Origin of the sequence: Acinetobacter sp. GSS19, assembly GCF_028621895.1 — a bacterium.
Taxonomy (GTDB): Bacteria; Pseudomonadota; Gammaproteobacteria; order Pseudomonadales; family Moraxellaceae; genus Acinetobacter.
On the sequence record NZ_CP117520.1, the window covers coordinates 13,084 to 35,526 of the forward strand.

General features: G+C 43.7%; 14 protein-coding genes, 1 tRNA gene and 9 pseudogenes. 17 read left to right on the forward strand and 7 right to left on the reverse strand.

The features are described from left to right. The first annotated feature begins 31 nt into the window (after positions 1-31). From PGW99_RS12390 to PGW99_RS00115, 7 genes and pseudogenes are all read left to right on the forward strand, one after another. The gene (locus PGW99_RS12390) at positions 32-493 is read left to right on the forward strand and encodes a hypothetical protein (RefSeq protein ID WP_443098199.1); all 462 of its coding nucleotides are present in this window, start codon (positions 32-34) and stop codon (positions 491-493) included. Further along, positions 490-945, forward strand: coding sequence for an ATP-binding cassette domain-containing protein (locus PGW99_RS12395; RefSeq protein ID WP_443098200.1), 456 nt, complete (start codon positions 490-492; stop codon positions 943-945). The genes PGW99_RS12390 and PGW99_RS12395 overlap by 4 nt, the downstream gene beginning before the upstream one ends. Continuing rightward, positions 861-2,057, forward strand: a complete 1,197-nt coding sequence (locus PGW99_RS12400) for an ABC transporter permease (protein ID WP_443098201.1) — start codon at positions 861-863, stop codon at positions 2,055-2,057. Before PGW99_RS12395 ends, PGW99_RS12400 begins: the two co-directional genes overlap by 85 nt. Beyond that, a complete protein-coding gene (locus PGW99_RS12405; RefSeq protein WP_443098202.1) occupies positions 2,042-2,293 on the forward strand; it encodes a hypothetical protein in 252 nt (83 codons plus the stop codon). Before PGW99_RS12400 ends, PGW99_RS12405 begins: the two co-directional genes overlap by 16 nt. 124 nt (positions 2,294-2,417) lie before the next feature. Further along, positions 2,418-3,400 (forward strand): annotated as a pseudogene (locus PGW99_RS00105) (ABC transporter permease). Positions 3,401-3,975: 575 nt separating this feature from the next. Next, entirely contained in the window at positions 3,976-4,626 is a 651-nt protein-coding gene (locus PGW99_RS00110) for a nitroreductase family protein (RefSeq protein WP_273777941.1), read from the forward strand. Positions 4,627-5,071: 445 nt separating this feature from the next. After that, a complete protein-coding gene (locus PGW99_RS00115) occupies positions 5,072-5,227 on the forward strand; it encodes a DUF2256 domain-containing protein (protein ID WP_273777942.1) in 156 nt (51 codons plus the stop codon). Between the two features lie 48 nt (positions 5,228-5,275). Here PGW99_RS00115 and PGW99_RS00120 read toward each other — a convergent pair whose 3' ends face one another. Both PGW99_RS00120 and PGW99_RS00125 read right to left on the reverse strand, forming a co-directional pair. Then, positions 5,276-5,437 carry a hypothetical protein gene (locus PGW99_RS00120; RefSeq protein WP_273777943.1) on the reverse strand — a complete coding sequence of 54 codons (162 nt, stop codon included), beginning with the start codon at positions 5,435-5,437 and terminating at the stop codon, positions 5,276-5,278. 132 nt (positions 5,438-5,569) lie between these two features. Continuing rightward, positions 5,570-6,960, reverse strand: a pseudogene (locus tag PGW99_RS00125) (aminotransferase-like domain-containing protein). Between the two features lie 341 nt (positions 6,961-7,301). On the opposite strand from PGW99_RS00125, the gene PGW99_RS00130 reads away from it, so the two are divergent. The 6 genes from PGW99_RS00130 to PGW99_RS00155 all read left to right on the forward strand — a co-directional run bounded on the left by PGW99_RS00130 (position 7,302) and on the right by PGW99_RS00155 (position 12,895). Beyond that, entirely contained in the window at positions 7,302-7,817 is a 516-nt protein-coding gene (locus PGW99_RS00130) for a hypothetical protein (RefSeq protein ID WP_273778048.1), read from the forward strand. Continuing rightward, on the forward strand, positions 7,814-8,101 hold the full coding sequence (locus PGW99_RS00135; protein ID WP_273778050.1) for a hypothetical protein: 288 nt from the start codon (positions 7,814-7,816) through the stop codon (positions 8,099-8,101). The genes PGW99_RS00130 and PGW99_RS00135 overlap by 4 nt, the downstream gene beginning before the upstream one ends. 628 nt (positions 8,102-8,729) lie before the next feature. After that, the gene (locus PGW99_RS00140; protein WP_273778051.1) at positions 8,730-9,515 is read left to right on the forward strand and encodes a hypothetical protein; all 786 of its coding nucleotides are present in this window, start codon (positions 8,730-8,732) and stop codon (positions 9,513-9,515) included. Positions 9,516-9,888: 373 nt separating this feature from the next. After that, positions 9,889-10,842 carry a hypothetical protein gene (locus tag PGW99_RS00145; protein ID WP_273779510.1) on the forward strand — a complete coding sequence of 318 codons (954 nt, stop codon included), beginning with the start codon at positions 9,889-9,891 and terminating at the stop codon, positions 10,840-10,842. Between the two features lie 4 nt (positions 10,843-10,846). Further along, complete coding sequence (locus PGW99_RS00150) at positions 10,847-11,719, forward strand: histone deacetylase (protein WP_273777948.1); 873 nt, start codon at positions 10,847-10,849, stop codon at positions 11,717-11,719. A gap of 261 nt (positions 11,720-11,980) precedes the next feature. After that, complete coding sequence (locus tag PGW99_RS00155) at positions 11,981-12,895, forward strand: cation diffusion facilitator family transporter (RefSeq protein ID WP_273777949.1); 915 nt, start codon at positions 11,981-11,983, stop codon at positions 12,893-12,895. Here the strand turns inward: PGW99_RS00155 and PGW99_RS00160 are convergent. The 3 pseudogenes from PGW99_RS00160 to PGW99_RS00170 all read right to left on the reverse strand — a co-directional run bounded on the left by PGW99_RS00160 (position 12,873) and on the right by PGW99_RS00170 (position 16,036). Beyond that, positions 12,873-13,605: pseudogene (locus tag PGW99_RS00160) on the reverse strand (ABC transporter ATP-binding protein). The gene PGW99_RS00155 and the pseudogene PGW99_RS00160 sit on opposite strands and share 23 nt — an antisense overlap. Continuing rightward, positions 13,598-14,816: pseudogene (locus PGW99_RS00165) on the reverse strand (ABC transporter permease). The pseudogenes PGW99_RS00160 and PGW99_RS00165 overlap by 8 nt, the downstream one beginning before the upstream one ends. After that, positions 14,813-16,036, reverse strand: a pseudogene (locus tag PGW99_RS00170) (efflux RND transporter periplasmic adaptor subunit). The pseudogenes PGW99_RS00165 and PGW99_RS00170 overlap by 4 nt, the downstream one beginning before the upstream one ends. 491 nt (positions 16,037-16,527) lie before the next feature. Between PGW99_RS00170 and PGW99_RS00175 the strand changes: the two are divergent. Both PGW99_RS00175 and PGW99_RS00180 read left to right on the forward strand, forming a co-directional pair. After that, positions 16,528-17,453: pseudogene (locus tag PGW99_RS00175) on the forward strand (IS5 family transposase). A 70-nt stretch (positions 17,454-17,523) separates the two neighbouring features. Continuing rightward, positions 17,524-17,643 (forward strand): annotated as a pseudogene (locus tag PGW99_RS00180) (GNAT family N-acetyltransferase); the annotation flags it as partial. A 142-nt stretch (positions 17,644-17,785) separates the two neighbouring features. On the opposite strand, the pseudogene PGW99_RS00185 reads toward PGW99_RS00180, so the two are convergent. Then, positions 17,786-18,386 (reverse strand): annotated as a pseudogene (locus tag PGW99_RS00185) (DUF4142 domain-containing protein). A gap of 1,334 nt (positions 18,387-19,720) precedes the next feature. Here PGW99_RS00185 and PGW99_RS00190 point away from each other — a divergent pair. After that, the gene (locus tag PGW99_RS00190; RefSeq protein ID WP_273778053.1) at positions 19,721-20,257 is read left to right on the forward strand and encodes a serine O-acetyltransferase; all 537 of its coding nucleotides are present in this window, start codon (positions 19,721-19,723) and stop codon (positions 20,255-20,257) included. 278 nt (positions 20,258-20,535) lie between these two features. Continuing rightward, a pseudogene (locus PGW99_RS00195) lies at positions 20,536-21,655 on the forward strand (IS3 family transposase). A 532-nt stretch (positions 21,656-22,187) separates the two neighbouring features. Here the strand turns inward: PGW99_RS00195 and PGW99_RS00200 are convergent. Further along, positions 22,188-22,264, reverse strand: a tRNA-Met gene (locus PGW99_RS00200). Between the last annotated feature and the right edge of the window lie 179 nt (positions 22,265-22,443).

The window sequence follows — 22,443 nt, forward strand, 5'->3', positions numbered from 1 at the left end:
ACAGAAACTGGGGCTGTGCTGTGCCTGATCCATGATCCTGACTTGCTCATTCTGGATGAACCCGACCGGGGTGGATCCACTGGCACGGGCACAGTTCTGGCAACTGATCCAGCGGATCCGTCAGACCCGGCCACAGATGAGTGTAATCGTGGCAACCGCCTACATGGATGAAGCACAAGGATTTGACTGGCTGGTAGCAATCGACGCAGGCCGGATTCTGGCTACCGGAACACCCCTTGATCTTCTGGCCTCGACCCAGAGCCAGTCGTTGGAAGAAGCGTTTATTCAGCTGTTACCGGAAGAGAAAAAAAAGGGCTATCAACCCGTAGAAATCCCGGCACTGGAACTGTCATCAACAGCATCCTATGCCATTGAGGCGAAAGATCTGACCATCCGTTTCGGGGATTTCACTGCAGTCGATCACGTCAACTTCAAAGTGCGGCAAGGTGAAATTTTCGGGTTTTTAGGATCAATGGCTGTGGCAAAACCATGACCATGAAAATGTTGACCGGTTTGTTGCCGGCCACTGAAGGTCAAGCCTGGCTTTTTGGCAAACCAGTTGATGGGCATGATCTGGCAACCCGGCAACGCGTCGGTTATATGTCGCAGTCTTTCTCTTTGTATGGAGAACTCACGGTACTGCAAAATCTGGTGCTGCACGCCCGCTTGTTTCATGTGCCTTCTGAGCAGATCACCCCGCGCGTGGCGGAGATGTTACAACGCTTTGACCTGGAAAATGTGCAGGATGAGCTACCGGAAAAGTTACCTCTGGGGATCCGACAGCGTTTGTCACTTGCTGTGGCGATGGTGCATCAGCCGGAAATCCTGATTCTGGATGAGCCGACGTCGGGTGTGGATCAGTGGCACGGGATAATTTCTGGCGTTTGCTGGTGCATTTATCTCGACAGGACAAGGTCACCATTTTTATTTCCACCCATTTCATGAATGAGGCATTGCGTTGTGATCGTATTTCATTGATGCATGCCGGACAGGTGCTTGACAGTGATCAACCTCAGGCCCTGATCGAAAAACGGGGTGTCGAAACTTTGGAGCAGGCATTTATTGGCTATCTGCTGGAAGCGGGAGCGGGCAGTCTGCATCCGCAGGATCAAGAAAGTACCACTCTGAGTCCATCAGACATCACTACTGCATCAAAACGCCAATTGTTTAGTCCGCTGCGTATGCTGAGTTACGCCTGGCGTGAAACATTGGAACTGCGCCGTGATCCGGTCCGTTCTACCTTGGCATTACTAGGTTCGATCATCTTGATGTTTGTGATTGGTTACGGTATTAGCCTGGATGTTGAGGATCTCAGTTATGCGGTACTCGATCATGACCAGAGCAGTCTGAGCCAGAACTATGCACTGAGCCTGTCCGGGTCACGCTACTTTATTGAACATGCACCGATCCGGGATGATCAAGACATGGATGAACGGATGCGCAGTGGCGAGCTGGCGCTGGCCCTGGAAATCCCTCCGGGTTTTGCCCGGGATGTGGCCCGTGGTCAGAATGTTGAAATCGGTGCCTGGATTGATGGCGCCATGCCGATGCGTGCAGAAACCGTACAGGGCTATGTTCAGGGGATTCATCAGTCCTGGTTGCTAGAACAGGCACAAGCACGGCAGGGCGTATTGCCGACTGCAGCCATTTCAATAGAAACCCGTTTCCGTTATAACCCGGATGTACGCAGCCTGCCTGCCATGGTGCCTGCGGTGATTCCCTTATTGCTTCTCATGTTGCCAGCCATGCTGACCGCCTTGGCTGTGGTACGGGAAAAAGAGCTCGGTTCGATTATTAATCTGTACGTGACACCCGTCACCCGTACCGAATTCCTGTTGGGTAAACAGCTGCCTTATATCGCGTTGGCCTTTTCCAATTTTCTGTTGATGTGGCTGCTAGCCGTCACTGTCTTTGGGGTGCCAATGACAGGCAGTTTTCTGACCCTGACACTAGCGACACTGTTATTCATCGTGATCTCGACGGGGATGGGCTTACTGGCTTCGGCGCTGACCAAAAGCCAAATTGCCGCTATGTTTTTGCCATGCTCGGTACCCTGATACCCGCAGCGCAATATTCCGGCCTGACCAATCCGGTGTCTTCACTTGAAGGGGCGGCACGGGTGATTGGGGATTTGTATCCTGCGACCTATATGATCATGATCAGTCGTGGGGTGTTTAATAAGGCACTAACCTTTCAGGATTTATATCAGTCGATCTGGGCACTTTGTGCCGCAATTCCAGTGGTAATCGGCATTTGCGATTTTACTGCTCAAGAAACAGGAGCATTAGTATGATCCGACAGAAGCTGGCGAATATCTATCATCTTGGGGTTAAGGAGTTGTGGAGTCTGTGGCGTGACCCGATGATGCTTTGATTATTTATACGTTTAGTATCGGGATTTATACGGCAGCCACAGCCATGCCGGAAACGCTGAATGAAGCTGCCATCGCGATTGTCGATGAAGATCAGTCGCCATTGTCCAACCGGATCGTGTCAGCTTTCTATCCCCCGCAATTTAATCCGCCCCAGCTGATAAATCTGAATCAAGTTGACCCAGCCCTGGATGCCGGTTTGTATACCTTCGCTCTGAATATTCCACCGAATTTTCAGCAAGAGGTTTTAGCGGGGCATCATCCACAATTGCAGCTGAATGTGGATGCCACCCGGATGAGCCAGGCCTTTACTGGCAGTGGCTATATTCAACAAATTGTCCATGCTGAGGTCAATGAATTTGTACAGGGACACCGCAAGGAGACGATCTTGCCAGTTGAGCTAACCTTGCGCGCCCGTTTTAATCCCGGGCTGGAAGAGGCCTGGTTTGGCAGTTTGATGGAAATCATTAACCATGTAGCGATGCTTTCCATCATTCTCACGGGCGCAGCACTGATCCGCGAACGTGAACATGGCACTGTTGAGCATTTGCTGGTCATGCCGGTAACGGCTACTGAAATCATGCTGGCGAAAGTCTGGTCGATGGGATTGGTGGTGTTGCTGGCAGCATCAGCCTCTTTACAATTTGTGGTGCGTGATCTGCTGAATGTACCGATTGAAGGTTCCGTCCCTCTCTTTTTGTGTGGCGCTGCCTTATCGCTGTTTGCCACCACATCAATGGGAATTTTATGGCGACGGTAGCGAAAAGCATGCCGCAATTTGGCCTGTTGATGATCATGACCCTGATTCCACTGCAAATGCTGTCGGGTGCGATGACTCCTCGGGAAAGCATGCCGGAGATGGTGCAGAACATTATGTTACTGGCGCCCGACCCATCTGGTGCAGCTCGGGCAAGCCATTTTATTCCGTGGTGCCGGTATCGAAGTGGTATGGAGTTCATTTTTATGGCTACTGGTGATTGGTTGCTGCTTCTTCTTTTATTCACTGAAGCGTTTTCAAGTCACCATTAAGACCATGGCCTGAGCACGAAGGTCATGATAAAAACGTCCAAATCGGCCTAGAACCGCTATGCAGATCACCTTACATCGTTGTGCAGGACTGTTACAGAACACTCTTGCACGTGGTTGGCCACTGTATGTGTTTTTGATGGGGAGCTGATCGCTCAGTTAGCACTGGGAGAAACCCGATCATTGCAATTGCCTGATCGCATAGGACATTTGTGTGTTGGTTTAGCTCAACCCACATTAAAGCCAATTAAACCGACGCTTAATGCGTGTTATTTTCGTAGTCAAACCTTGCAGATCAGTCTGGCTGATGCAGATCAATATTTTCTATCCGCACACGGTTTTGGGTGATTGCGGATATTCTGAACCTCGGCCTGCTGCCTTATTTTGCGCAGCGCTGTTTGTCGATAGACTGAATGCGGGATGAGAGAGCGAAATCTATGCTGTAGTGTGTTGCAATGGTTCTAAAAATGCAACGCTGTGTCTAAAGATAGAGGATAGGTTACATCAGGGATAACGACTAAGATAGCGACATACTCAGTGAGAACCTCACGACACAGAATAGCCACAGGAGCAGACCCATGTCATTCTTAGCTCAAATTTTTAGTTCCAAACAAACCCCAGACCAAGCACAATCAGCGACTTTTCTAGAGCAGTTAGCACAGCGCCGTACCATTTACCGTATTGGTAAAAATGTGACTCAGCAGCCACAAGCATTGGATCAAACCATCCGTGAGGCGGTTCGCTTAAGTCCATCAGCATTTAACTCACAGTCTTCGCGGGTCGTGAACCTGTTTGGTCAAGCCCATCAGGATTTCTGGGATATGGTGAAGGAAAAGTTGCGTCAGATCGTACCCGCTGAGAATTTCCATGCTACGAGCGATAAAATTGACAGCTTTGCTGCCGGCTTTGCGACAGTTCTGTTCTTTGAAGATCAAAATGTGGTGAAAGGCCTACAGGAACAATTTGCTGCATATGCGGACAATTTCCCAATCTGGTCAGAACACTCTACGGCGATTGCCCAGTTTGCAGTTTGGATGGCGCTATCGGAACAAGGTTTAGGGGCTTCTCTACAGCATTACAACCCGATTGTCGATGAACAGGTCGCAGAACGATTTGGCATCCCTGTCTACTGGAAATTACGTGCACAATTGGTGTTTGGTTCGGTCGAAGCAGCGGCGGGTGAAAAAGACTTTATTGCCGATGACACACGTTTTAAAAGCTTTTACTAATCGTTCTACGCTATATAAAAGTTCAATACATCAAGCGATTGACACTGATCAGACGATCGTAGCTTGATCAAACAAAGAAGCCTCAACACTGTTGAGGCTTCTTTGTTTTTCAGTTTGGTATAAGCGCTGACCGGACTGAATTTCCCTTTTTTGCTGTAATTATTATGATTATTTTGTGTATGTGGAACATCCTGTCCCTTTATGAGTTCAGAATACTGCAGAGCTTTATAGAGAAATAGGCGAAAATGCCTCAAGCTTGTGTAAGCCATCGCTGACAAGAGGTTGGATGAAAAAATGGATTGTACAGATGCTTTTCATGTAGCCTTATAAACCATAAAACGCTGAACACATTCTTGATTGAATCCAAAACAGGTCAGGAGACGTTTGGTAAAATATCTTTGGGTTTGCCCGTTCTTGAGAGTTTATTCAAGGGATTGATCACAGCATGAAAAAACAGCATTTACCAGAAAAAACCTGTGCCTATTGTCAACGGCCTTTTCTTTGGCGCAAAAAATGGCAGCGCTGTTGGGACGAGGTCCGTTATTGTTCAGAACGCTGCAAGCGTCAGGCACGCATCGAACAGCGTTTGTCAGGCTTTTGAGCCTTGAGGGAACAGGCTACCCGATTGATTCAGAAGCAACATGGTGGATTATCCCAAAGAAATCCGATCCGCATTAATCGCCAGCATGACCCCAACAATAAAAAGGCCACAGTAAAGAGCAAACCATACAATCATGCGCTTAAAGGCTTTGTCGGAAATGGAACTGTCGGCATATTTCTGTGGTTTTTTAGGGGGTTGTTCATTCTGCATCACGACATCTCTTCATGCTTATCAGATGACTCGATTATCTGAAGCTGATGACGGTATGCCTAGATACAAAATTGCAGAGATAAACTATAACAGATTCGGATTGAGTGTCCATCTGTTATAGTCTATCTGTTTTTACTCTTGAATATGGGCAATCAAGATATCTAAGGCCTGCGTTATGCCGGGCGTGAACTCGAAAGAACAGTTGATGCGAATGGCATTCTTATTCTGCTGCGTGGCATTAAATAAACTGCCGGGTGCCACGCTGATCTTGTGATTGAGCAGCTTTTGATAAAGTAAATTACTGTCGAGATGTGCCGGAAGTTCGATCCATAAAAAATAGCCAGAAGGATAATTCATCACTTGGCAGTGCTGTACTAAGCGCTCATTAAGATAGTCATAATATTGTTTTTTTAGTCGTTTTAACGCCTTACGCACGGATTTTAAATGTTTTTCATAATGCCGGTGTGACAGATATTCGACGAGCGCACTTTGGATCAGCGGGTTGACGGAAAGGGTACTCATTAACTGTAAATGCTGAATATGCTCGGAAAACTTGCCTGCATACACCCAGCCGACCCGGAAGCCTGCGCCCAAGGTTTTCGAGAAGGATGAACAGTGTAGCACTAAATTCTTTTCATCCAGAGACTTCAGAGCCAGAGGTTTTTTCTGGCCATAATACAGCTCCTCGTAAACATCATCTTCAATCAAATAAACTTCATGTCGATGGAGGATTTCTGCAAGCTGAATTTTAATTGCATCGCTAACAGTGAAACCAATCGGATTATGGCTGTTCAGCATCAGCAGGCAGACTTTAATCGGATAATCATTGAGGAGCTTGTTGCAGAGCGATCAAATCAAGCCCATGCACGGGATGTTCGGGGATAGTGATTACGGTTAAGCCCAAGCGTTCCGCGGTCTGCCAGGCACCATAAAGACCGTTTCCTGCAATAAAATGTAGTCTCCTGCTTGCGTGACTGCCTGCAAGGACAGGTTGAGTGCATCGAGGCCACCTGAAGTGATGACAATATCGGATGGATCGGTTGGAATCCCTTGCATGCAGTAACGTTGGGCGATGAGCTTGCGTAATTCATAGTGACCCGGCGGCAAACTTGGCATTTGTTCATAGCTGCGTCGCTGTTTGGCGCGTTGTCCCAAGGTCTGCATTAATTTCGCTGAATAAAGCAGCTGGCTGTCAGGAAAGGCACTTCCCAGTGGCAGTACACCTTCCGCTTGAACCGATTTCAGGTATTGAAAAACCACTGAATTAATGGCGATTTTATCGTTACGGACCACACTGTTTTTTGGTAAATCCGCACAATGATCGGCCACAAAATAGCCTGATTTTCTCTGGAATAGATTAAACCCTGCGCTTCGAGTTCCTGATAGGCATTCAGCACGGTCATTAGGCTAAAACCTGACTGTTCAACCTGCTGGCGCAATGAAGGGAGTTTCTGATGAGGTTGCCAAGTGGCACTTTCAATCAAATGCTTCAGGCTTAATGCCAATTGTTCTGATTTATACATAATCACAGGCCTGTTACAGATGCTGAGTTCATCAGAGAGGAGAGCGATCCCAAGATTGCGAAAATAGGGTGTTGTCCGGCGTTCAGCAGCTAATACGGTTCATTTTCAAATTATCCTGACAGTAAACCCAGCAATCTAAATGCTGATACCTACGGATGACAGTTTTCTTAGGCCTCTGTTATAGCGTTTTCTGCATTTTTGTAACTACTGTTTTCTTCGTCCGCAACTTAAGATCTTGCCTTCATCCATTTGATGGATCGATGAAAAGCTGTGCTTCCAATCAAAAATGAGAAGTCGTAGCTTAAAAATCTTGAGTAAGAAATAGGTAAAACGGTGAAAGCATGTTTGTAACCTCACAGTTGAATACGCTGAGTCAGCTGATAGTCGGGCACAATCTTTCTGGCGGTCTAAGCGATCAACTGCAGCAGGATGATCCTCATCTCGAAGCCAAGCTGCTTCGTGCCAAAGTACTGCGTCATTCTGCGGCATCTACGGTTCACTATATGATTCAACCCCAAACGGAGAAAAATACGGCTTGGGCTTCTGTATTTGCACCGTTTATTTTGGCCAACCTGAATAAACCGGTTATTTATCAGACCTGCCAGGCATCTTCCGGAGTGAAATTTTTAAATCTTGATCGTCTGAAAGACCGAACACCGCAGCTTACTCATCATGAAGCACTCCGTGACTTGGGATTCTTCTTGCAGTTCGCTCTTGATACGCGAAGTGAGTCTGATTTTATTTATGCAGCGCTTCTGCAAGCTTTATGTCATGCCGAAGTGTCCTGCATTGTGTTAATGACGGATCTACCGCTGGATCAATCATTAAAAACCAGCTCGAAGCATTTTTTAAGGTGACGTTGCTCGTATTGTCATGCACGGATGACATTAGAATTGATCTGGAGCAGATTGAACTCAGACAATTGCTGTTTAAACAGAAAGACGCGTATCACACTGCGTTGTGTACGGCATTCTCTCGATACAATGCCGAGATTCTGCATGCAATTGGTCTCTATAGCTTGGAGCAGGGCTGTCAGTTGGTCGAGGATATGTTTTATGCCGAACATCTCTATGAAAAAATTTCGGTCTATAGCGAATATATGCAGACCCGATGGCAAAATGCTCAGCTTCTTTGCGTCTAAAAACGGGTTTGTTACGTGAGTTGAAAGCCAAAGATGGTTGCGGGCAGGGGACATCGGCATGAGTATCGTAATGCTATTCCGCGCTGTACCAGTTAACCTCTCCGAAGCCTGTTTGGATGAGGGCCTTCAGGCGAGTGTAAAGCAGGGCCTTGCGATACTTAGAGATGCCTTATTCAGTTGATACAATAAATTATTATTTAATAAAACTTTATAATCTGCTTTTGATGAAATTGATCGGTCTGCATGGTTTTAATATTTCTGATGTCTATTATTATAATTTCATGTGAAATTTAACCTATTTTATAATTCATATCACAGGTAATTTTATCAGCAAATTTTCGATTAATTTTGTTAAATATGTCACATTTATACATCAAAAATTATTACATTTTAAACTCAGCTCCACCCTGCTGTGAATAAATAGGTTTTATCGATATACTATATTTTATTTAAGAACAAGAAATTAGAAATCTCTTCAGAATAAAATCTTTTACAATAAAAAATAAACAATATAATAATTCTATATCGACAGCCCCTCACCTCGATAGCCAAAAAATATTTTATTTTTTAAGGTATAAAATGAAACTAAATTCAAAGAAAATTTCTGCACTTAGTTTGGCTGTAATTTTTGCATTTGCAGCAAACCCAGGCAGCGCCAGTGGCAGAACCAGCATCAAAACCCGTTTTGATTTTGAATGAAGCGATTGCCAACAAGGCGGTGATCAAGGGTGAGTATGCAGTCTTAAAACTAGAACACCTCGATCTTGCTCCAGAATTGAAAGGTGTGCAGTTTGATTTCAATGAATTATTGAAAGCACGTGATTACATCGTGAACGCTGGCTACGATTCAGCGGCTGCCGAAAAAGACTATGCATTATTTTCTTATAGCCGTTCTGCAAGCCGTACGATGGATCGTAAAATTGAGCAGCTAAAAGGTGCAGCACACGAACAATATATGGCGACCCTTGATCAGGCGTTTAAACAAGCGCCTGTTTTGGCCTATTATGAATATATGACCACCGGCCAAGCCCCTCAACAAAAAGATTTGTATTCCCTCGTACAACATCAGAATGAGAAATATGGGCACTTGCGTTTAACTGAGTTGCCGATGGCATTACAAGGTGAGAAGAATGACCTGTTTATGCTCAACCTGCTCAGCAAAGTCATCATGCCAGCAGACTCGGTGCTGACTTATCACTGGCATAAAACGCTATCAAAAAATAACATGGCACCATTCAAAGTAGAGTCAAACATGACTTGGGGTGACCTGTTTACGGCAAACCGTACCCAGCATGCTCAAGCGGCGATGAAAGCAGATGAAGAAAATGCACAGCAACCTCTTGAGATCGCAGCATCTGCCTTATTAAAGCAACAGCGTCAGGATCAGCAGAAAGTGGCGATGACAACCAATTAAACGATTGGAACTTTATTTTTGTTTGAAAACAGGTATTGATATACCTGTTTTTTATTTTTAACGGGTATCATTTTCTATACATAGCTTGGGAATAACCCGATTAATCCAGAGGATTATAGGGGTGTCCATCATTGTAAAGAAAATGCTTTAGCATCCATGATATTTGTCGTGGACTCAATGAGCTTAAATTGACTCAGGCAGAGGATTTAAATTGAGATCTAAATAAGTCTTGTTTATGTGGCGGTAATATTAGTTGAAGGTGAGCTGTTTAAAATAAAGAGCAAAATTTGAGTGTGACAAAACAAATATTATTTTAAATATCAGCTTAAATATGTTTAATATAGAACACCTTACAAAAATTACACCTGTACCGATGCAAAGCTTAGACCACGAAATCGTTCAACTCTTTCAACAACATCAATATCCGCTCTGTGAAAAACTGACTGAAATGCTGAATGAGCATTTTTCGCATCAAACTGAACGACGGGGTTGTGGTTTTACGCAAGCGACTCGGGTACTGGCGGACTTTATTAATCTGCCTCGGATAGCGAGTGAATTGCATGATTTAAAACTGTTTAAACAGACCGAAGGACAAGTGCTGAAAACCCTGCTCAAGCAGACCCCGATTCAAGATTGGCACAATCTAGACCAGAACCCTGAGGTAGCGGTGCTGGTACAGCATAATCAGGCTGATTGGAACTCGGCGTTAATCCGGGAAATCGAGTTCCAAAACCAACTGCGGCAATTGGCACAACAGGCTGAAAAAGAAGAAAGCCGTTTATTTATCCAAATGCTCGCAGATATTATTCTGCCGAAAACACCTTTGCTAACCCACTTGGTTGAATTGCCGACCTTGGCTGAAAAACCCAAAGTCGGTTCCTGCCCAATGGCCGAGAATTTTTTCTTAAAAATTGCACATGGACGCATTTTAAGAAAAGGTCAGGTAAATATTATTGTTGATCAGCATTATCAGCCGTTATTGCTGGAAAAGCTGAATATGGGTGATGACCATTCCTGTATCAGTTTAAAGCCGGTGTTGATGAATGGGGTTTGTGTGCCTGCAGGCTCATTATTTTCTGTGCAGTACGATGCAGCGGCCATTCAAAATAAAATCGAAAATCAGCATTTACCTGGTTTTGTGATTCCCTATAGTGAAATTCCCGGATTCTGGTATTTACGTTTAACCACACTCGCGGTTTCTCCAGAAAATCGTGCACGTACCTTTAGCACACATTTCCAGCAGCAAATCGACAATGGCTTATTTAGCCCGGAATCAACAATGCTGCAACAACTTGCCGACATCGCCTCAGCGCAAATTCGGAACTAAACCCATGTTACAGGTCTGTTATTCTCCGCATTATTATGCAACAACGCATACCAACAGCATGGAAAAATTAACCGCTGTGGCCAAGGCCCTAGAGGCCTCTGGTGGTTTTCAGTTTCATGAGCCAGAGCCGATTGATTTGGATTTGCTCAAACAATTGCACGATCCCGCCTATGTCGAGGCCTTTGATACTGGAACACCGAGAAAATTAGCTACGTTTCAGGGTTTTAAACAGTGGAATACGCAATTAAGAGATGCCATTTACCGGATCAATGCCGGGCAGATTCAAGCGGCGGAGCTGGCCTGGCAACACCGGATTTCTGCGAATATCGCCCAAGGCTTTCATCATGCGCAATATCAATGCGGGGTTGCCTTTTGTACCTTTAATGGACTCGCCCTGATTGCCCAGCAGTTTCCGCAGAAAAAAATCTTCGTGTTGGATTGTGACCAGCATGGTGGCGATGGGACGGCAGAATTTACCCTGAGATTGAATAATCTGTTTAATTTCAGCATTTTCGCCTTGACCTTAGGTTGCCGCAGTTATGAGCGTGCACTGACACGCCAGATCCATAAACAGCATGGTAATTTTGCACAATATCGTGACGCCATTATTGAAGCGTTTGACCGCGCGATGGCTTGGCAAGCCGATTTAATTGTCTATCAGGCCGGCATGGACTGTCATCAGGATGATCCCTGCGGTTCGTCTTGGTTCAGCTCGGAATATATCCGCCAGCGTGATGAACTGGTCTTTCGATTGGCCAAGCAGCATCAAATTCCGCTGATGTTTGTACTGGCTGGTGGTTATCAGGATCTAGCCACTTTGACCGCCCTGCACACGGGGACTTTTAAAATTGCTTATGACGTTTATTATGCTGGGTAACCTGATTTTTGAATTGCATAATCATCACGTCCAAATAGAACTAAAAAATTTTAAGCCGGCATTAAGTGCAACCCTGTATCATAAAATTAAATTTAATCCTGATAAAAATAGGACGCTTGCTATTTGAATCACCGCTTTTATTTCTAATCTGGAAGACGTGAGCAAATGGCTGGGAAGAATTTATCCACTGGTTAGAGAAATCTCGATCCATGGTGGTTAATCTCCCCGATTCCTAAAAGTTTACTAGCGACTGGAGCAGCCATGTCTGTACAGCATTTCGATGACGATACGCATGAAGATGATTTAATTAGTCCCGAAGAACGTGCCCGAGCTGCCAGCAAAACCACCTGGGTCAGTGTTTTTGTGAACCTGTTTTTGTCGATCTTCCAGATTGTGGTGGGGATTTTTGCCAAATCGCAAGGTTTGATTGCCGATGGTATCCATACCTTAAGTGATTTGATCGCCGACTTCATCGTACTGTTTGCCAATCATCACAGTCAAAAAGATGCCGATGAGGATCATCCCTTTGGTCATTACCGCTTCGAAAATGCCGCGTCTTTTATTCTGGGATTACTGTTGCTTGGGGTTGGCGTGGGCATGCTGGTGGTGGCCACGGAAAAAATTCTGAACCCTGAACAAATTCCTAAGGTACAAGCGGTTGCCTTATATATCGCGATGTTGGCTTTGGTCGGCAAGGAATTCCTGTTCCGCTATATGCTAAAAGTGGCCAAGAAAGTCAAATCCAGCATGCTGGTGGCCAATGCCTGGCATGCACGCTCAGATGCGGCTTCCTCGCTGGTGGTCATGGTCGGGATTGGCGGCAACCTGTTGGGTTATCCGATTCTGGATCCGATCGCGGCGTTAATTGTTGGTTTGATGATTATCAAAATGGGCTGGGAATTTGGCTGGGAAGCCTTAAGTGATCTGATGGATCGTGCCGCAGCGGAGCATGAAATCCAGGCCATTGAACAGACATTCCTGGCGACAGAGGGTATTCTTGGCGTGCATAACATCCGTACCCGTAAAATGGGTGATATGATCATCGTGGATGCTCATATTGAGGTCGATGGTACACTCAATGTGCGCCAAGGCCATGATATTTCAGTGAATGCAAGAAACCGGGTGATGCAGCAACACCGCGTGATTGATGTGATCACCCATATTGATCCAGTGTAGCGATTGCATTATTCAGTGTATCGCTCTGGATACGACCATCCACCAGATGGATGGTGCGATCTGAGGTGGCAGACAGGCGTGGATCATGGGTTACTAAGAGTACGGCACAGCCACGTTCTTCATGGACTTTACGGAACAGTTCAAACACTTCTGCTGCGGTTTGAGTATCCAGATTTCCAGTAGGTTCATCGGCCAGCAATAAGGCCGGATCGGTGATCAGCGCTCGGGCAATCGCGACGCGCTGTTGCTGACCGCCAGAGAGTTCATTCGGTTTGCGATCCGCAAACTTTTCTAGCCCACGGCGGCCAACAAAGCACGAGCTTTGTCCAAGGCAGCTCGATCAGGTTTGCCATGTGTCAGCATCAATGGCATCAGCACATTATTGAGTGCTGTAAAGGCCTGGATCAGATGATGAAACTGAAAAACAAAACCAATGCTGTGTCCGCGTAGCCTGTACGCCCAGCATCATCCATTTGGCTGGTGGCCTGGCCTAACAGATAAAGCTCACCACTGCTCGGCCGATCCAGTAAACCCAGAATATTCAATAAGGTACTTTTACCCGAGCCGGAAGGGCCAATCAGGGCAGCAAAATCACTGCGATCGATACATAAATCAAGGCCATGCAAGACCTCTACCTCATTGGGCTGACCAATATTGTAAGACTTGCGCAGCGCCTCCAAGCGCAGAACTTCATGGACAGGATCAGACATGACGAATCGCCTCCACAGGATCGAGTGCTGCCGCGCGAGCCGGTACAGCGGCAGCTAAGACACCGGTGAGCGTTGCCAGTAGCAATGCTAACAGCACCAGTTTGCTCGACACGGGAATATAAAATAAACCCGGGCCGAAGTGATTAAAGACCCAGACCAGGGCATAACTAGCTGCGCTGCCCACCACTGAGCCGAGCAGGCCAAACATGGCACCTTGAAACAGAAAAATGCGCAAGATTTGCTGTCGGGTTGCACCTGTCGCACGCAAAATGCCAATTTCCCGGGTTCGCTGTACCACGCTCACCGATAAGACACTGGCAATCCCAAAGGCCACAGAAATGGCCACGAAGACGATAATCATGCTGGTCGACAGGCTTTGTGCCGAAATGGCATTCATGAGCTGGGCATTGGTTTTGATCCAGCTTTCAGCTTGCAGCGAAGTTAAACGTCCGACTTGTGCCGCAATTTCATCAGCCTGGAAAATATCGGCAACCGTCAGGTCGATGACCGTGACCCCGCCCGGAAGACTGAGCAGGGATTGTGCCTGTTTCAGGTCCAGATAAACATAACGTGCGTCCAGTTCACGCACACCGAGTTCAAAAATCCCGGCAATATTCACCACTGCACTGTTTTGCTGGCCAGTATCCAAGCGTAGTTTGCTACCAACCTGCACACCTAAGTCATCCGCCAGCTGGCTGCCAATTAGCACGTTGTCCGCACCTACCCGCAGCTGGCCACTGATCAGATAGTTTTTGAGCGGGATAATTCTTTGATAACGTTCTACATCGATGCCCACCAGCGCGACGGATTCCAGAGCATCACCGCGCTGGGCAAAGGCTGGACCCGAGACCACGGGAGAGACCGCGGTGAGTACCGGCAGCTGATCGAGTGGCTGTCACTTGTTGCCAGTTGTTGATTGAACGCAGGCGCTGCGCACGTTTGTCTTCCAGCAACAGTTGCAAGGTTCCGGGACGGGGTAGGGCAATGTGATTGACATCATCGGGTGACAGTACACGAATATGTGCTTGAGTGCCCAAGGTGCGCTGGATAATATTCGATTGCAACCCTTGCATCAGTGCCGAAACAAACACAATGACCGCCACCCCCACGGCAACGCCCACCGTGATCATGATCGACTGTGCGCGTCCCTCGCGTAAGAAACTGACGGCGATGGTCCATTCAATCCAGAGTCGTCCGAGTAGTTTTTTCAATCGAATTTCACCGGTAGTTCATTTTTGCTATCTGCATCGGCACGCGCTGCAACGGGTATTTTTTCTGGTTTGACCCGTACACGGGTACCTTCTGCAAGTGAGGTGGTTGGGGTGGATAGAACCTCATCACCAGATTTTAAGCCCGCAATCACTTCTGACATCGCCAGACCGCGTAAACCCAAGGTGATGCGCTGACGCTGTATTTTGCCCTGACGGACTAACAGCACAGTTGCCCGGGTACCTTGCACATCTGTTAATGCATCATTCGGGATAACCAGTGCCCGTTCGCGTTTGGCTGTTTCAATATTCACTGAAACGGTCATATCCTGACGTAAAAATTCAGGGACGGGATTCACCGCTAGACGAACTTCCACGGTTCCACGCTGCGGATCAATGCTTGGTGCAATAAAATTGATCCGTGCGGGAAAAGGCTGATCGGGATAGGCATCCGCGATGACGCTCGCTGGCTGCTGTAAGGCAAGCTGCGGTAAATTGCGTTCATCGAGCGGTACACGAATTTCCGTATCCCCTGCTAAAGCGATGGTCAGCAGTGTCTTGCCAGGCTGAACCACATCACCCGGTTCGACATGGCGAGTTAGGATGGTACCGGCCGTTTCGGCACGAATTTGGGTTTTGCCAGTTGGGCCTGCAATGCTGCCAGACGTTCACGTAGCAATCTCTCCTCCACATTGCCAGGTGCCAGTGCAGTCGCTTTTAAGCGTGCTGACTCGAAGTTATTCCGCGCTAGGCGTTCGGCTTTTCTGCTTGTTCCGCATTTCAGCCGAGACGATGCCGGGTTCAGTGAGATCGCGTCTGCGGTTTGCTTCCCGGCTGGCCTGTTCCAGTTGTGCTTTGGCATTGGCCAAGTCCACTGCGGCCTGAGGACGACGGTTGCTAGCCAACTCGGCCAGTGCAGTCTCAGCCTGTCGGACTTGAGCCGCGATTTCATCCGATTTCAGCACCAAGAGTAGGTCTCCTTGTGCAACCCGATCACCTTCCTGTACACGCCGCTCAAGTACCACGCCTGTGATTTCACTCCCCACCTGGGTACGTGCGACCGTTGAAACGCGTCCTGTGGCTACTACTGTTTGTACCAGCGGCATTGCGCTAATACGATAGCTTGCCACCAGAGGACCTTGCCACCAGCGAAAAACTGCAAAATCTGCGACGAGGATAAGCAGGACAATTATCGCGATATATTTGTAGTGGATAGTGCGCAATCAGCTTCTCCTGTTTGGATTAAAGCCTCGGATTTCGGTGAATCAAATACAGCTTGTTGGTATTTACTTGGTATGGACTATAAATGTTTATCGAAAGCTCTGACAAGAGATTTAAACTTTGCAATCCTGCTGTTAGAAATTAAGGCGGATCAGCAACAGTAATTTATAAGGGAACCATATCTTTTATCTAGATACCCCAATCTTGGCAAGAGTCACCGACATAAAATACACTAAATAACATAATTTGTATTTTAATAAACCCTATATATAACAGTTATATAGGATTTTTATTTTGTGTGGTGTAATTTAAGGTAGGGTGGGGTAAGCACAAGTTGGTCACTTTAAAATTCATATAAATTCAACAATAATAACCAACATAAAATCTACTTCTGTTTTTATAATTTTTATTTTTGATAAAAATTTTTTTAGCTGTGGGGGGCTTTGTTGCACAAACCTACCATTGAATGCTTCTGCATCAATATAATTGCGGAATGAATAATCCCACTCCTAAAATCTATCGTACAACCAATTGGTCTTTTACAACCGAGCTTTGATAAACTGTGGAAATCTCTCGATCTGGTTTGATCCGACTACTCAATGGTATGCACAATCAAAAGTCAAACATGGTAGAAATCAAACCTATTCAGATGCTGCTATTCAATACTGCCTCATGATCAAATCTCTATTTCGGCTCTCTTTACGCATGGTCACTGGCTTTGTCCAGAGCCTTATTAAACTCTGTGGATTAAATTGGATAGCACCAGATTATTCGACCATTTGCAGAAGACAAAAGCATATTGATATTGCAATGCGCTATCAACAAAGTCGTGATGGTCTCCAGCTGCTCGTTGACTCTACTGGCTTGAAGTTTTTAGGTGAAGGTGAATGGAAACGTAAGAAACATCAGCCCGAATATCGTCGCCAATAGCGTAGACTTCACATTGATATAGATGCTGAAACGCTGCAAATACAGACCAGCTCGACAAACAATGTCAGTAATTCACAAGTACTCGAGGATTTACTTGATCAAATTCCACTTGATGAGCAGATTGATTGTGTCTATACAGATGGGGCTTATGACACGAAACACTGCAGAAAAGTCATTTCAGATCGAGAGGCATATGCGGTGATTCCGCCAAGAAAAAATGCGAAGCCTTGGAAAGACAAAAAGCTGAGCTCTTTAGAAAGAAATGAATAGTTGAAAACGGTTAAATGCCTAGGAAGAACAATTTGGAAAAAGTGGTCTGGGTATCATCGTCGAAGTTTGTTGGAAGCCAAGATGCATTGCATTAAATTATTAGGCGATAAATTAACGGCAAGGAACTTTCTTAGTCAGGTGAATGAGATTCATGCCCATGTGGCAGTATTAAATAAATTTACGGAATTAGGCCGAGCTCATAACCAAGTTGTCTGTTAAATTTGAATGGCTTGGGGGAAATTCGGCTTTAAAATGTTTATGCAACAAAGCCTATACAGAAGCGAAAAAACAGAACTGCTCAAGAGTTTATTGGCTAACTCATGAAACCAACTATCCAGCAAGAATCTTATATGATCAGTTGGCCGACAATACAGGCTTCATTCAGTATCGTAAGAATTTAGGTGCATAAATTTAAAAAACGTGGAACACAAAAATTCACATAAAAGGCCCAATCATGTGTGAATGGGCTTTTATAAAAATCATAAAATATTGATTTAAAAATAAATTATTGTGTTGTTTGCCAAAAAAATATCTACAAAATCAGTGGCTACTTACTTTTCATTTATCTTGATAAGTATTTGTTTAGCTGTTTGTAAATGCTTGGCAACCGTGGTGCGAGTTTGTGCAAGCATACTTTTTAAATCTGAATTATTAGTGTTGGGTATCAATTGCTTATCGATAAGCATAAGAACTTTACGATGTTCTTTAACTTGACTCATCATATAGTCTTTATCAATTGTCGTATTAGATGATTTCGTAAGCTTACTAACGATCTTATCACTATTTTTTTGCAGTGACGTACTGGTATGACTAACTTGTGGAGTTAATTGCAGACGACTCGCCAGCTCTTGAACCTTTGTCTCATTTGATGAGTGTTCATTAATCATCATTTGAGCGTACTTACGGGTATCATCCGCTTTTAGCTTTGGCAATGCAGTTTTTGCCTGCTTAATCTCACCATGATTGGTCGTGCTTAATACTTTAATAATTCTATTATCAGTTAAAATCTCATTATTCGCATGCGGTAACTTAAGATGATTTTCCTTCCTGCGTAGATTCACGATCCATTGCCATAGCTTGGCATGCTGTAAGACTTAATATGCCACTTACTGCCATACAGTTAATTATTTTCATCATATTGTTAGCTTTCATCTTATAAACCTTAAGATTTTTATTGAATTGGCATTGATAAGATAGGTTAAAGGCATAAAAAAAGTGTAATATTTGAGCAGATTTTTTAGATAAATATATAAAATGCTATTAATTTAAGTAAAGATTTTCGTTTTTTTATTGAGAAAATATTTCTTATCTATTTCATTATGTCGAAAAAACTAAATAGCGACGGATTTTGTAGAAATCTTAAGTAATTCTATTCTGTTGTTAAAGGATAAGGGGTATTTTCTCTTAAACTTTTTACACACATCTTTAAGTATGTTTGGACGATGCAAAATTTCTCATAACAACGACTATACTTTTTAATAGAAGATGCCAAATGATTAGTCGTTGTTCATAAATTTAACAATGATAATGATTATGAAGAGAAATTTATAAGTTTGAGAGGGAAGATTACTAGGTCATCACGCTCTCCGACTAGAAAATATGCGTAGAAGAGACCTAACAAGCCGCTAAAAACTCAACCGTAAAAAGCTGGAGTAAGACTCATCTATCAAGGTCTACATGACTATGAATCTACTTTGCTTCTCCATTGAATTATGTGACAAAAGTAAATCGATCAAAAAACAACAGAGCTTGTGGATAGTAAAAATGAGAACTTATAACTCTCATTTTTGACTCTGAATACAGTAGGAGGCAATTTATAAGATCTACAGATCGAAATTTCTTTACATACATGAAATCAGTAATAGAAATAAAATTTGTTATCTCCTAAATGTCCTTCAACTTTTTTAGAACTACTACCATTAGCATAATTTTCATATTCATAATTATAATTAGAGATAGGCTGAGTCACATTTACCTGGTCAAAATGTGAATTAATACCTCTTTCATCTAAAGAAATATTTTGAGAACATGCATATAAAGAACATGTCGTAGAAGAGAATAAGAATGTAATTTTTATAAGTGATTCCATTACCAATAACCTTTTAAAAACAATAAATTGACAAAAAATAAAAAAATTAATTAGAAGAGATTTAACTTTTAAAAACTAAAAATAAACCGTTAAAAATCTTGATGTAAGTTTATAGCTTCATTTTATTGCTATTAAGTGACAATAAGTATTGCTTGTAAGTAACTATAATTATTTCAAATTCATATAGATAAGGATGGAAAGATAAATGAACATATAAATTCCCACTTAATTAAAATTTTAACTTGTTGATTAATAATAAAAATATTAAAAATTAACATTTTATTAGAATGTTAATGTTTGAGAAAGAAATGTTTTTATTTGAAACAAAACTCATAAACTTTAAAAAAACATAATTTATCGGGGTATATTTTCGCCAAAATAATTTCTAGATTTTATTATGACTATTAAATATATCAAAAGTGATCTTTACCGCTATGCGGGAAATTGTAGCTTTAAATCCTTTTTAATCAATTATCTGTCTCAGAGAGGGTTTATTTTTTCATTTTGGCTCCGACTTGCTAGTAGTAAAGGTATTATTCGTAAATTTGCTTATCCTATTTATTTTTATAAGAAAAGAAGGTATGGCTTAGATGTCAGCCATAAAACGAAGATTGGATATGGCTTATATATAGGCCATGGTGGGCCTTTGATCGTGAATCCAACAGCAACGATTGGGAACAATGTAAACTTATCTCAATATGTCACTATTGGTTCCAATCTAGGCAAGGCAGCTGAGATCGCAGATTATGTTTATATAGGTCCCAATGTCTGTATTGTTGAAGATGTAAAAATTGGTAGAGGGGCTTCTATTGGTGCAGGAAGCATAGTAGTAAAAAATATTCCGGAGAACGCCACGGCTGCTGGAAATTATGCAAGAACCTTAAACTATAATACTCCAGGTCGCTTCATTCAAAACCCGTGGCCAATGTATTAATGACCCCATTTAATATAATGGGCATTATTCGAAATTTATAAAAAATAGTTTTATTTATCAATATGTTACTATGTAAGAAAATAGGTGGCGCAAACTCAAAAAGTTGATTTGGAAACAAGTCGGCTTTTTGTGCTCAATTCTGACATCTTTCGCCAAAAAAATGTTTAAAAAATAGCCTATTCGCGTTTTTCCCTGATTCCATCAGATGGGGAATCCTCCCTAGAAATAATAGGATGTAAAGTAGAATTTTCTCTTAAGATACGAGCAGGAGATTCTGCATGAAAACATCTAAATTTACTGACAGTCAGATCATGTCTATCTTGAAGCAGGCGGAATCTGGCACACCTGTTGCCGCTCTTTGCCGTGAACACGGCATGAGTAATGCCACGTTTTATAAATAGCGTGCCTTGCGCAGCAGTGCTGCTCAGGTGGTATGGATACATCATTAATGGCAAGACTTAAAGAGCTAGAAGCCGAAAATACCAGACTTAAAAAGATGTATGCGGAAGAGCGATTAAAGGCTGAAATCATCCAGAAAGCGATGGCAATGAGCAGCACTGCTGCGCAAGGGTGAAGCCATCTTGCCGGCGTAAGATGGCACAACAGGCAGTTGCCCAGCATGCCATTAGTATTCGTTTGACTTGTAAAGCATTTGGCATTAGTGAAACCTGCTACCGCTATCAAGCCAAACTCAGCGATGACAATGCATTAATTGCTGAACAGCTCATTGAACTCACTGAGGAAAATTCCGATTGGGGCTTTGGTCTGTGCTTCTCGTATTTACGGCATGTTGAGAGTCACTGCTGGAATCACAAGCGGGTTTACCGCATTTACTGTGAGTTGGCACTGAATCTGCGTATTAAACCGAGAAGAAGACTAAAACGGCATGCGCCTGAACCATTGAAAGAACCAATCCGAGAAAATCAGGTTTGGTCATTAGATTTTATGCATGATCAGCTTTCCGATGGTCGCAAGTTTCGATTATTGAATGTGATTGATGATTACCACCGCGAAGGCCTAGCCATTGAAGCAGGGTTCTCATTGCCCACAATCAGGGTTATTCGTACGTTGAATCAATTGCTGGAGTGGAGAGAAAAACCGTTAGTGATCCGATGCGATAATGGCCCCCGAGTTTATCAGTCACGAATTTGTGCGCTGGCTAACTGAACAAGGTATTCATATTGAATATATTCAACCGGGTAAGCCACAGCAGAATGCATATATTGAACGATATAATCGGACTATACGTTATAGTTGGCTGAGCAAACATTTGTTTGATACGTAGAAGGAGTTCAGGATTATGCAACTGATTCTTGCGCAGCGCTGCTGCTCAGGCATTACAATCATGAAAGACCACACCAAGCTAACAAAGGAAGGCCACCTCTAAGGGCTGCTTAACCTCTACTTTTAACTTCGGTTATTTATGGGAGGATTACCGGACGGGCATTAATAAAACAACATTGCATAAGCTCTATAATGGAAAATTGACTGGGATTGACTTAAATAACCAACATAAAATCTACTTCTGCTTTTTATAATTTTTATTTTTATCTTTTGATAAAAATTGTTTAGCTAATGAGTCCTGGATTGGGCAAGCAACTATAGTCAAATACATTAATGAGTGATCGGTCTTTATTCTTTAGTTGAGAAGGGATTTGTTGCACAAACTTGTCCGTATTGAATAGCTAATACCTTATAGCAGTCGCTGCTAATGATTCATGTGAGTTTGCAAGTGCATAATAAATTGCTTGCTTTTAAATTCTGGACTAAGGCGTTTAGCAATTGTTAACGTTACGTTCTCTTCAGGTGGGCGAGAAGCCATGCTCCGCAAGGTCTATTATTTTGTCTGGGAGAGTGGTGGCTATTCAAGCAGTGTCATAAAAAAGCCTAATCTTGGTAAGACTAGGCTATAAACTTTAAATTCTTTCATTGGTAGCGGGAGCTGGATTTGAACCAACGACCTTCGGGTTATGAGCCCGACGAGCTACCAGACTGCTCCATCCCGCATCAACGAGTTAGCTTTATACGCTTTCACAACTAGTAATGCAAACCCTTATTAGCAAATAGTCAGTTTCAGAGGCAATTAGATGACTTAAATCTTACCTCATACTAGGCTCAGTCTTAAACAAATGATGAGAAGCCCTATAAAGGCTCAATCTTCTTTTCTCATCTTCTAAAAAAGCCGC